The organism is Yersinia sp. 2466 StPb PI (assembly GCF_041538325.1).
GTDB classification, from domain to species: Bacteria; Pseudomonadota; Gammaproteobacteria; order Enterobacterales; family Enterobacteriaceae; genus Yersinia; species Yersinia enterocolitica_E.
The window spans coordinates 2725758-2737978 of sequence record NZ_JAULSL010000001.1 but is presented as its reverse complement, the minus strand read 5'-3'; the positions used below and the strand labels follow the sequence as shown (position 1 = coordinate 2737978).

Sequence of the window (12221 nt, the reverse complement as noted above, 5' to 3'; positions counted from 1 at the left end):
TGTTAAAGAGAGATATTTTTTTCTGTTTTTGCATCAAAGATATGGCATTTATCCATATCAAATTGGAAGTACACGGTGCGATGCAGGCCACTTTCAATAATTGGCCGTGCTTCATCAGACGGTAAGCGACAAGTCAATTCAAAGTCGTCAACCTTGATGTATAAGAAGAATTCATGCCCCATGTTTTCCACACGAACTAATTCACCTTGCGAATGGTTATTGGCAAAGGGTTGTTGTGACATGCGAATAAATTCTGGACGTACACCAAAGAACACTTTTTCTCCGGCATGGGCGGCCACTTTGGCTTGCTGTTTTTCACTCAATACCAGAGTGTATTGGCCAACTGTCAGGCCAATCTGCCCCTCTTTTTCTACCAGCGTACTCGGTTTGATGTTCATTTCCGGTGCGCCAATAAAACCTGCAACAAACATGTTGGTAGGGAAGTGGTAGAGATTATCCGGGGTATCAACTTGCATGATGTGGCCCAGTTTCATTACACAGATTCTGTCACCCATGGTCATGGCTTCGGTCTGGTCATGGGTAACATAAACAGTTGTTGCTGCTTTGCCGCTTTTTTTCAATTGCTTATGCAAATCTGAGATGCGGATACGCATTGAGGCACGCAACTTGGCATCGAGGTTCGACAACGGTTCATCAAACAAGAAAACATCAGGTTTTTTCACAATCGCCCGGCCTACTGCCACACGTTGTGCCTGGCCACCTGACAACTGGCGCGGCAGTCTGTCCAGCAGGTCTTCCAGCTCCAGGATTTTGGCCGCTTCTGCGACTTGCGCTTCAATCTGATCTTTTGGCAGCTTGCTCAGTTTCAGGCCAAAGGCCAGATTCTCTTTCACTGTCATGTGCGGATATAACGCATAGTTCTGGAACACCATGGCAATACCACGTGATTTAGGTGCCAGATTATTGACCACCCGATCACCAATTCGAACTTCGCCATCACTGATGGTTTCCAGACCTGCCAGCATGCGCAGAGTGGTGGATTTAGCACAGCCTGATGGACCAACAATAACCATAAACTCGCCATCATGGATTTTCAGATCAATGCCATGAACCGCGCGGAAACCGTTGGAGTAAACTTTGCCTAATTTATTGAAAATGACTTCAGCCATGATAAATCCTCTATTAACCTTTAATTCCGCTGCTGGTTACGCCTTGCACGAAGTAGCGTTGAGCCAGGAAGAAAACAATGATGGACGGCAGAATGGAGATGCTTGCCATTGCCAGAATTTCGTTCCACGGTGCGCCTTCGGTGACGTCAATTGACATCTTCAGAGCCAGCGCTATCGGGTACTTATCTACGCTGTAGACATAAATCAGTGGGCCGATAAAGTCGTTCATTGACCACATAAACTGGAACAGTGCGACAGAGATAATGGCCGGCTTCAAGATTGGCACAACCACATACCACAACACCTGTAGCGAGTTACAACCGTCGATCTGTGCCGCTTCTTCCATATCACGTGGTACACCACGCAGGAACTGAATCAGCATGAAGACGAAGAACCCTTGGGTGGCGAAGGCCGTCGGCAAATAAAGTGGTAAGTAGCTATTCAGCATGCCCATTTCACGGAACATGATGTATTGCGGAATCAATAACACAGTACTTGGCAGCAACATGGTGGTAATCAATGTTGCAAACCAGAATTTCTTCCATGGGATCTCAAAGCGTGCGAAACCATATGCCACGATAGTGGAAGAGATAATAGTCAGAATGACTTTCGGGATTACAAACTTAAAGGTGTTAAGCATGTAGTGACCGAAGTTATATTCAGTACCGGTTTTCCAACCATTAACGAAACCATCACTGGTTGCGTTTTCTGGCCATAATCCTAATGTGGTGAAAATTTCATTATTGGGTTTAAACGCCGCAGAGAACATCCACAGCAGCGGATAAAGCATCATCAGACCGACAATAATCAAAATGATGTAGCGGAAAGCAGCACTGACTTTTGCTTTGCGTTCTGTGCGGCTAATTTCCGCATTAGCAATTTCCTGCGCCAGATCTAATTTCTTCTGGTTGGAAGTTTGTTGTACGTCAGTCATTTTTTCCTCCTTTATCGGCGGAGTAGAAGACCCAATATTTAGATGATTTAAATGCAATTGAGGCGAAGAGGGCGACTACCAGGAATAATACCCAGGCCAGTGCAGCACCGTATCCCATATCAAAGTATTTAAACGCGGTATCATAGATATAGAGCGAGAATAAATACGTATAGTGAGTTGGTCCACCGTCGGTAATAACGTACGGCGCGGTAAACTCTTGGAACGCCTGCGTGGTTTGCATAATAAAGTTAAAGAAAATAACCGGCGTGATCAGTGGCACGGTAACTTTCATAAACATTTGCCATTTAGAGGCACCATCAATCATGGCTGCTTCATATTGTGACTGCGGTACGTTCTGCAATGCAGCCAAGAAGATAACCATGGCGGAACCGAACTGCCAGACACGCAGTAATGTCACGGATGTCAGCGCCAGCGCTGGTTCTCCCAACCAGTTGATGGCATCAAACCCGAACACGCCAATAAAGCTGTTTAACAGGCCATCAATGGCAAATAGGGCACGCCATAACACGGCAATTGCAACGCTGCTGCCGAGGATTGATGGAATATAGAAAGCAGTACGGAACAGGCCAATACCGCGTAATTTAAAGTTCAGTACAAAAGCGATCCCTAGAGCAAATGCCAGTTTTAAAGGAATAGTCAGAAAAACATAAGCGAATGTAACGCCCATGGATTTCCAGAATAAATCATCTTCAAGAATCATATGACGATAATTCTCGATCCCGTTAAATACGGGAGGGTTCATTAAGTCATACTCAGTAAAACTGAGAAAGAAGGATGATACAAAGGGGAAAGCCGTAAATATTATCAACCCGAGTATATAAGGCGATAAATAGGCTAACCCCAGCATTCTGTTTTCATTCATAATGCTTACCTATTTTTAATAACATGAAAGATAAATAAAATTACTGATTCAAAAGCGTCGGATAAATAAAATCAATATCATACAGAGTACGGTTTTCCCCGTTCACCCGATAATCTCCATGAATGTAACCACCATTGGTAATAAATTGAGGCATAGCAGCAGACTTATTTTGTTTTGCTGCAATTAAGGCCAATATTGCTAATGCAATTGGATTGTCGATACGGAAATAACGGTGTTGAGCCGATTCAACAAACAGGCCGCGATGGTAATGTTGTTTAAATAGTTCATCGCCAACTTGCCAGGCTAATTCAAATAATCGGCTACATTGGCAGTGTTCTGCCAGTTCAACTAAGGCCAACAATAGGTGTGCAGTGGCAGCAGGTTTTTTACCCACCATCAATGATGCTCGGCGTTTTTGTTTGTTCAATTCAGCAAACTGCCAGCGGTGCAGTAACACACCAATCAGATCCAGCAGCTCTTCATCTTCACTCAAGCGCCAGGCGCGAACTAATGGCAGCAAATAATCAACATCTAATGGGAATGGCGAAATAACCGTACCTTTGGCGCCATAGTAACCATCCCGCAGCAATACATAGCCGCTCATGTCTTGTCCATCGTTCCATAACGGGCGCAATGTATTACTCTCAACGTTATAAGCGAAACGATAGTAGTTCTTTAAGCCATCAATAACCCATTGCAAGACTTGTTCGTCGGGTTGTTGGCGCAGAATATCTAACATCGCCAATGGGTTATCAATCAGTAGCGGGCGCATATCGCGAAACAGCACATTAGCTTCGCGAGCAATGTCACCAAATTCTGGACCAAACTGACGTTTGGCACGATCGCCATACCAAGATTGGGTCTGATTATCGTCCGCCGGGATAGGGCGACGCTGTTGTGGCGAACTGAACTGATAAACCGGTAAACCGGTTTCTGGGTTACGGGCTAATACATATTGACGATAGAGATGTTTCCCCCAGGCAGCAGCAGCGATATCACCGGTATATTCAGCATATTTATATGCGGCATAAATCAGGTCAGTACCCGCATTCACAAAGGTCAGGCCTTTGGTTTCAGGAAGGCGCGGTAAGTCAGTAGGATTAACCACATCGCGGCGAGCATGGGTAAACACATGTGGGTCGCGTAATTTGTCGTAGCTACCGTGGCGGCCCAGATCCAGCGTTTGCCAATCCTCTACATGGGCGTGCCAAAAACCCTGTAAAAAATTAAGTGTTTTTTCCCGGTCAACAGTGACCAGAAAATCGTAATAGGGCAGATGATGTTTCAGTTCATGTACTTGCGCTTTTGATTCTGGCCCTTCGGTCGTTAATGTATCCAGATTGAGGAAACGATGGCCGCCCCAGTAAAACAACCCGCTTTGCTCATGAACGCCAAGGTGCATAAAATAGCTGCTTTGCACTCGTGCTTGTTGGTGATATTGCGGATCCTGAGTCACCAGACTGAGGGCATCCAATGTCCGCAACCAGTTTTGCTGACTGGCAAAATTAGATATTGGTGTATTGTGGCCATCAGGAAATTCCCATACGACCGGTTGATGTGTCAGCACATCAAAGCCATCAGCTAGCAGGGGGGTAGGGTTTTGGTTGCTATGGCCAATAGACTGGACCAGATCAACATAGCTGCGAATAGCGCTGAGCCAGTTAATCATCATTGCGTCGCTGCCTTTAATGTTGCCTATAAAATCCATTGCCATAACCCCATCATCGAACATCAGGATAGAACCGGTTTAAGGTTCCTTATAAATAGAAACGTCGTTTCACAATCTATTATATTTGTATTTACTGACGAGTCATTGAGCGAATGACAAAAGTGTGATCGGAGTCGGAACGTTGTTTTGAATTTTTTATTTTTGCGCTTTTGGCAGAAATTTACCGGTAGATTTATTTGTTAACTAATTGATAAATAAGTAATAAAAAAGGCACAACAGAAGTTGTGCCTTGATGCGTTTTTGAGTCAAAATATTGCGAATAACTCCGCCAGATAGACCTTAACTCAAATTAGTCATGATTATCGGCTTAGCGAGCCAACCAACCGCCATCAACCGCGATGGTGTAACCGCTGATATAATCAGATGCTTTAGATGCCAGGAAGACCACTGGACCTTTCAGATCATCAGGCAAGCCCCAACGACCAGCAGGGATACGGTCAAGGATCTCTTTGCTGCGTTCTTCATCTTTACGCAACTGTTGGGTATTGTTGGTTGCCATGTAACCCGGTGCCACTGCGTTCACGTTGATGCCATGTTTAGCCCACTCGTTAGCTAACAGACGAGTCACACCCATGACTGCGCTTTTCGATGCGGTGTAAGATGGCACACGGATACCACCTTGATAAGACAGCATTGATGCCACGTTGATAATCTTGCCGCCATGGCCTTGTTTGATGAACTGTTTAGCAACCGCTTGAGACATAAAGAACACGGTTTTGATGTTAACGTTCATGACATCGTCCCAGTCCTTCTCGCTGAAGTTGATCGCATCTTCACGGCGAATGATACCGGCGTTATTGACCAGAATATCGATTTGACCAAATTCAGCGACAGCTTGTTCTAACAGGGCAGGAATGTGCTCAATTTTGCTCAGGTCAGCCGTCAGACTAAGGAAACGGCGGCCTAGTGCAGTCACTTTATCAATAGTTTCACGTGGCTCAACAATGTTGATACCCACGATATCACAACCGGCTTCGGCTAAACCGATCGCCATGCCTTGGCCCAAACCTGTATCACAGCCAGTAACCAGTGCAACTTTACCTTTCAATTCAAAGGAATCTAAAATCATAGCTAACATCTCTCTCAAGGCGGTCAAAGATTGCCGCGATTTCAATATTGGGGAGAAAACCGCCCAAAGGACGGATTCGGTTGGTGACGCTTAACGCAATTCGCTAACAGCGATGTGGTCCATATCACTGAAGACTTGGTTTTCACCGACCATGCCCCAGATGAAGGTATAACGCTTAGTGCCCACGCCAGAATGAATAGACCAACTTGGTGAAATCACAGCTTGTTCGTTGTGGACTAACAAATGACGTGTTTCCTGTGCCTGGCCCATCATGTGGAACACCGCTGTTTCTTCGTCCATATCAAAGTAGAAATAGACTTCCATACGACGTTCATGGGTATGACAAGGCATGGTATTCCACAGATTGCCGGGAGCCAGTTTGGTTAAACCCATGGTCAGTTGGCAGGTTGGCAACACATCAGGCACGATGTATTTATTGATAGTGCGACGGTTGCTGGTGGCATCATCACCCAATGTTTGCGGTGCGGCCTCTGCCAACGTGATTTTTTTGTTCGGGTAAGTGGTGTGTGCTGGCGCGCTGTTGTAGTAAAACTTGGCAGGTTTTGTGCTGTCGATACTGCTGAACTGCACCTCTTTCGCACCTTTACCCACATACAATGCTTCTTCATTGTTAATTTCATAACGCTGACCATCAACAACGATAAGTCCTGAGCCACCGATGTTGATAACGCCCAATTCGCGGCGTTCCAGAAAGTAACTGACACCCAGTTGTTTACCTACATCATCACCAATGCTGACTGCTTTACTGACGGGCAAAATACCCCCGACGATGATGCGGTCAATGTGGCTATAGGTCAGGGTGTACTCATCTGCGGTGAATATATTTTCGATCAAAAATTCACGGCGCAAACCGGCAGTATCAAGCTGTTTCGCGTGGTCGCTATGGATGCTTTGGCGAACTTGCATGTCAGTACCTCTTTTACAGAACAGTATCTTGGTGGGTAAAACCCAACTCAGAAAGCAAGACCGGCTCAAACAAGCGCATGATGTCGACAATTGTTGCTGACAACTTGTACTGGTCTGATGTCTGACCGAGTGTTTCTTGTAATGCTGATGATGATAGTGTTTGCGGGAAGTTAATTCAATAAAAATGAAATGATGTTTTATTAATTTTTGAGGGATGTCATGATTTTTGGATTATTTATGGCTTATCTGCCAATTTTGCCCGTAGAATGGACAGAATTCAGCGTGAAACTGTGACTACGCTACATCAGAAACTTATTCTGCATAATGAGGTGAGACAATGAAGATGTTCTTTATTAATGATGAAACGCCATGGGAAGAGTTAGGAAATGGCATTAAACGCAAAGTAATGACTTGGAGCGATGATCTGATGATGGTCTGCGTTCACTTTGACAAAGGTGCCATTGGTACTGCACACAAACATGACATTCATGACCAGATTGCTTATGTTGCCGCAGGCAGCTTTGAAGTGGAAATTGAAGGGCAGAAACGCATATTGAAAGCGGGTGATGCGTATCGTGCCGTGAAAAATGAGATGCACGGCGCGGTATCACTGGAAGATAACAGTATTTTAATCGACACCTTTAACCCTAAGCGAGATGATTTCCTCTAAAGGGTATTTGGGCGGTTGAGTCATTGGCTCCACCGCCCTCTATCATCAATACGGTAATATTACGTTATATCTTTTTTATTCAATTGCTCTAATGATTCCAACTTAAGATCAGCCAATACCCAGCGTGGGTCTGCGCGGTATTCAGGCGATGGGATCACGATAGAGCGCATTCGTGCTGCTTTAGTCGCAATCATACCGTTTACCGAATCTTCCAGCGTGACGCATTGTAGCGGGTCGATACCGAGATCAGCCGCAGCATTCAGATACACCTCAGGGTGCGGTTTACTGTAGGGCAGGTATTCGGCTGAAACCAGACAGTCGAACTGATTTCTAACACCTAACATGTCCAGCACACGCTCTTGCATATGGAGAGGGGATGCTGATGCCAGGCCGATTTTCAGCCCTTGTTGGCGGCAAAGGTCCAGTGCGTACTCAACGCCTGGCAGCACCGGGCGGGTCTCTTCTACCAGTTCTATCGCCCGAACAATAATCCGTTTGCACACTTCCGCCTGACTAGGACCCTGCCATGGCATGGCTTGGAACCAAAGCTTTACCACTAAATCGATACGTAAACCCAAGGTATCGGGTAATGAATCCCGTGAGGATGTATCCAGCCCAAGATTGGTGAAAATATCGAGTTCGGCCTGTAGCCATAATGGTTCCGAATCTATCAGCAAGCCATCCATATCGAAAATTGCCGCTTTAATCGGGTGAGGGGTTGCCATTTATCATCACTCCTGTGGTTTTTTTAGCTACGGGCTGAATACTTTATCATTAACTTAATGATAAAGCGCCGAATGAGCTAGGCTTGAATTTGTGTTAAGGGTGAGAGTTATAGCAAAAATTTTGCACAAAGAGCGAATGTAGCGGGTAAACTAGAGCTACATAAGTTGTGGTATTTACAAGGAGAAGTCATGACCTATCAACAGGCTGGGCGCGTCGCTGTTATCAAACGGATTGCAGGGTGGCTCGTTTTTATTCCAGCACTGCTGTCAACATTGATCTCAATTATCAATTTTGCCTATCAATATAGTCAAAAAAGCAGCGGGATTAATGCGGTCATGTTGGATTTTATCCATGTGATGACCGATATGATTCGCTTCAATACCACTTTTCTGGATGTTTTCTGGTTCAACTCGCCAGTACCTGATCTTCAGCAGGGCTTAACCGCCGCGAATATTATGTTCTTTATCATCTATATGCTGATTTTTGTCGGTTTGTCACTACAGGCATCTGGTGCTCGTATGTCGCGGCAGGTGCGGCACATTCGTGAGGGTATTGAAGATCAATTGATTTTGGAACAAGCCAAAGGTAGCGAAGGGCGCAGCCGTGAACAGCTAGAAGAGAAGGTGGTTTTACCGCATCACACCATCTTCTTGCAGTTCTTTACCTTATATATCTTGCCGTTAGTGATTGCTGTGGTGGGCTATTTTGTTCTTAAATTGTTGGGATTGATGGCTCAAGGGTGATTCTGTTGTAAGAAAGCCTTGCTGAGTGATAGAGATGTATAGAAACAAGCCAGTGTGTGACACAGCATTCTGGCCTTTTTATTGTCTATTTTATTGATATATAAATAAATTAACGTATTGAAAGAATTTTACCAGAAAATGGTAGTGATACTCTTCTTGCACTCACACTATTTCTGATGTGATTCCCTTATGCTGTAGCACTCTCTCCTCTGTCATATCAGTAAAGTAATGAACGTTTTCATTTCCAAGAAAATGCGTAATTTTATTGTGTTAGCCCAAACAAATAGCATGGCGAAGGCGGCTGAAAAATTACACATGACGGCATCTCCTTTCGGCAAAAGTATTATGGCGCTGGAAGAATTGGTCGGTTATTCCTTATTTACTCGTAATGAGAAAAGTATCAGCCTCAATAAAGCAGGACAAGAGCTTTATCAGGAGCTATTTCCTATTTATCAACGACTTTCAGCTATAGATAACAGCATTGTGGCTATATCACAGCGTCAGAAGAATATTGTGATAGGAATTGATAACACTTACCCAACCATCATTTTTGATCAATTGTTCAGTCTCAGCGATAAATACGACGGGATTACCGCTCAGCCTTTTGAGTTTAACGAAAACAGTGTGATTGATGACTTACTCGATCGCCGTGTAGATTTTATTATCTCCCCGCAGCAAGCGTCACAACGTGTCACCCATATTGATACCCTGCAAGCCACGGAGCTTCCCTCTTTACGGCTCGGTTTTTTAGTGTCACGTCGCTTTGAGAATATCCAGGCGCTAGAGTTGTTGAATACATTGCCTTGGTTGCAAATGCGCTTCCAAAATAGGGCAAATTTTGAGGCTCTACTGGATGCGCATTTCCGTGCGATTGGCATTAACCCCACTATTATCTATCGCCCCTACAGCTTTATGGCAAAAATCAGTGCTGTTGAGCAAGGGCAGTTTCTGACGGTAGTGCCTCAGTTTGCTTATCGGTTAGTTAACCCCGCCAAGCTGAAATATTTTGATGCACCGAATCAGCCCATGTATATGCGAGAGTACCTATATTCGCTCAAGAATAATCATCACATCGAAAAAGTCATGGGCTATATACATTCAGACCGAGAGGGTGATTAAGGTGCCAACATTGAGCCAAATTCGAACAGATTTTGGTGCAACTGGAATGCTTGCGCCAGATTGTGATGCAAATGTCCGCCTTTGGCCTGTGCCAGATAGCGATGCAGGTAGTCACGATACATCGGATGTGCACAGTTATTGATAATCGTGGTGGCACGCTGCATGGGTGATAGCCCGCGTAAGTCAGCCACGCCTTGTTCTGTAACGATAACTTTTACGCTGTGCTCACTATGATCAACATGGGTACACATCGGCACAATGGTGGAGACCTTTCCACCTTTGACGATGGAGGGGGCCATAAAGATCGACAAATAGGCGTTGCGCTCAAAATCTGCACTGCCGCCAATACCGTTGACCAATTCCGTACCGGCAACGTGGGTCGAGTTGGCATGGCCGTAGATATCAAATTCAAGCCCGACGTTAAGGGCAATAACCCCTAACCGACGAATGATCTCTGGGTTGTTAGAAATCTCCTGTGGCCGCAATACAATGCGGGTAGAGAAGAAATCCATATTGTCATAGATTTTCTTCAATGAGGCGGGGGAAACGGTCAAGCTGGAGGCACTTACCCCCATCACTTTTTCGGTTTCTAATAATTGAACCACCGACTCTTGCAGCACCTCTGAATACATCATAAACGGCGGAATATCTGGGTTTTCTCCCAGACGTTTCATCACGGCATTATTGATATTACCGACGCCGCTTTGCAGCGGGAGAAACTCTGGTGGAATACGGCCCAATTTGAGTTCATTAAGCAGGAAACTCACCACATTGTCGGCTATTTTTTCACATAGTGGGTTTTCGCGATCCAGACTATTACCGGCATCCGGCAGTTCGGTTTCAACGATGGCAAAAATTTTACTCGGATCCACCTGTACATAGGGCTGGCCGACTTTATCCAACGTATGGTAGATAGGCAGGGTATTACGCCGTGGTGGGGCACCGAGCATGATGATATCAGCCAGTTCAGCGACCCGTGGGCTGTGATAATGATTGAGTTCTATGATGATTTTCTTGGCTTTATGTAAAAAAACCGGGGCATTACCAATGCCGCTGCTAAGATACACCTTGCCATCAGCGGTGATCGCCGAGGCTTCAATAACCGCGACATCAATGTCGCCAAAGAAGCCATAGTTAACCATTTGCGCCACTTCACTCAGATGCAGGTCGACAAAACTGACCGCACCCAAGTTGATTTTTTCCCGCAATAATGATGCGGTCTGATAGGGCGCGCGCCAGGCGATAGCGTCAGCCTCAGCCATTTCATCATCAGCTTTAGCACTAATGGACGCGCCGGTCAGTAAACGAATCTGAAAATCTTTTTGCTGCTGATGATGCGCTATAGCGCGCCGGGCTATAGCGGCAGGAAGCGCCTTAGGCGCTCCGGCTGGGGTAAAACCACTGAACACCACCATATGACCATGTTCAATACATTCAGCGGCTTCATCCGCGCTCATTATGCAATATGACCGTTTCATAAAGAAATCCTCTGGTTGAGAAGGTTTAATGCCCCAAAAAGGTAGGCTTACGCTTCTCCATAAATGCACTCATACCCTCGAGATAATCCTCACTATCGTAGACGGCACGCCGCAAACCTTGAATGCGCTCAAACTCATCTGAATTCATGGTGTGGGCTTCGCCTAAAACCCGTAGTTCTTCTTTAATAACGGCTATCGCCAGTGGTGCTTTTTCAGAAATGACGTGGGCTAATTTCAGTGTGAAATCCTCCAGTTCAGCGGGGTCAACCACATGATTGAGAATACCAACCGAAAGTGCACGCTGCGCGGTTATTGGCGCGGCAGTGAAAATCAACTCTTTCACGATATGGAAGCCAGCATCGCGAATAAGGTTGTGGATACCCACCAAATTGTAGGGAACGCCCAGATTCACCGGTGTCATCGAAAAGGTTGAGGTGTTACAAGCCACAATAATATCTGAGCTCATGATCATCTCGAATGCACCACCCCAAACGCTACCTTCGACCATCGAAATGATCGGTTTAGGATATTTTTGGATAGTTCGGGTGATTTGGCGCAGTGGGTCATCATATGACAGTGGGTCCCGTCGGCCAGTGGGTAATTCGTGAATATCATGGCCGGCGGAGAACACTTTTGAACCTTCGGGCGCGCGGAGAATAATGCAGCGGATATCGGTATGATTGAGGTCATGCAGCGCTTGCATCAAATCATCAATAAACACCTTACTTAAGGCATTGAGTTTGCGTGTGTGGTTGAACTCAATAATACCCACCCGATTGGCAATCAACACTTTGACATACTGATAAGACATGG

General features: G+C 45.4%; 12 protein-coding genes. 3 read left to right on the top strand and 9 right to left on the bottom strand.

The genetic code is table 11. The features are described from left to right. Window positions 1-2: 2 nt before the first annotated feature. The 6 genes from Q2T72_RS12390 to kduI all read right to left on the bottom strand — a co-directional run bounded on the left by Q2T72_RS12390 (window position 3) and on the right by kduI (window position 6672). The gene (locus tag Q2T72_RS12390; protein WP_083158666.1) at window positions 3-1130 is read right to left on the bottom strand and encodes an ABC transporter ATP-binding protein; all 1128 of its coding nucleotides are present in this window, start codon (window positions 1128-1130) and stop codon (window positions 3-5) included. 13 nt (window positions 1131-1143) lie between these two features. Further along, a complete protein-coding gene (locus Q2T72_RS12385) occupies window positions 1144-2064 on the bottom strand; it encodes a carbohydrate ABC transporter permease (RefSeq protein ID WP_083158667.1) in 921 nt (306 codons plus the stop codon). Further along, window positions 2057-2947 carry a carbohydrate ABC transporter permease gene (locus tag Q2T72_RS12380; protein WP_083158668.1) on the bottom strand — a complete coding sequence of 297 codons (891 nt, stop codon included), beginning with the start codon at window positions 2945-2947 and terminating at the stop codon, window positions 2057-2059. The genes Q2T72_RS12385 and Q2T72_RS12380 overlap by 8 nt, the downstream gene beginning before the upstream one ends. 40 nt (window positions 2948-2987) lie before the next feature. After that, window positions 2988-4655, bottom strand: coding sequence for a pectate lyase (locus Q2T72_RS12375; RefSeq protein WP_083163598.1), 1668 nt, complete (start codon window positions 4653-4655; stop codon window positions 2988-2990). 328 nt (window positions 4656-4983) lie between these two features. Further along, on the bottom strand, window positions 4984-5745 hold the full coding sequence (gene kduD / locus Q2T72_RS12370; protein WP_005182925.1) for a 2-dehydro-3-deoxy-D-gluconate 5-dehydrogenase KduD: 762 nt from the start codon (window positions 5743-5745) through the stop codon (window positions 4984-4986). A gap of 90 nt (window positions 5746-5835) precedes the next feature. Then, window positions 5836-6672, bottom strand: a complete 837-nt coding sequence (kduI, locus tag Q2T72_RS12365) for a 5-dehydro-4-deoxy-D-glucuronate isomerase (protein ID WP_083158669.1) — start codon at window positions 6670-6672, stop codon at window positions 5836-5838. Between the two features lie 337 nt (window positions 6673-7009). Here kduI and Q2T72_RS12360 point away from each other — a divergent pair, with 337 nt between their 5' ends. Beyond that, complete coding sequence (locus tag Q2T72_RS12360) at window positions 7010-7342, top strand: cupin domain-containing protein (protein ID WP_032905805.1); 333 nt, start codon at window positions 7010-7012, stop codon at window positions 7340-7342. A 59-nt stretch (window positions 7343-7401) separates the two neighbouring features. On the opposite strand, the gene hxpB is transcribed toward Q2T72_RS12360, so the two are convergent. Continuing rightward, window positions 7402-8067, bottom strand: coding sequence for a hexitol phosphatase HxpB (hxpB, locus tag Q2T72_RS12355; RefSeq protein ID WP_372569243.1), 666 nt, complete (start codon window positions 8065-8067; stop codon window positions 7402-7404). 189 nt (window positions 8068-8256) lie between these two features. Between hxpB and Q2T72_RS12350 the strand changes: the two genes are divergently transcribed. Next, window positions 8257-8811 (top strand): YniB family protein, encoded by a 555-nt coding sequence (locus Q2T72_RS12350; protein WP_083158671.1) that lies wholly within the window; start codon window positions 8257-8259, stop codon window positions 8809-8811. A 228-nt stretch (window positions 8812-9039) separates the two neighbouring features. Further along, complete coding sequence (locus tag Q2T72_RS12345) at window positions 9040-9930, top strand: LysR family transcriptional regulator (protein ID WP_083158672.1); 891 nt, start codon at window positions 9040-9042, stop codon at window positions 9928-9930. Here Q2T72_RS12345 and Q2T72_RS12340 read toward each other — a convergent pair. Next, window positions 9927-11408, bottom strand: a complete 1482-nt coding sequence (locus Q2T72_RS12340) for a succinate CoA transferase (RefSeq protein WP_083158673.1) — start codon at window positions 11406-11408, stop codon at window positions 9927-9929. The two genes, Q2T72_RS12345 and Q2T72_RS12340, sit on opposite strands and share 4 nt — an antisense overlap. 25 nt (window positions 11409-11433) lie before the next feature. After that, window positions 11434-12219, bottom strand: a complete 786-nt coding sequence (gene scpB, locus Q2T72_RS12335) for a methylmalonyl-CoA decarboxylase (RefSeq protein ID WP_083158674.1) — start codon at window positions 12217-12219, stop codon at window positions 11434-11436. Between the last annotated feature and the right edge of the window lie 2 nt (window positions 12220-12221).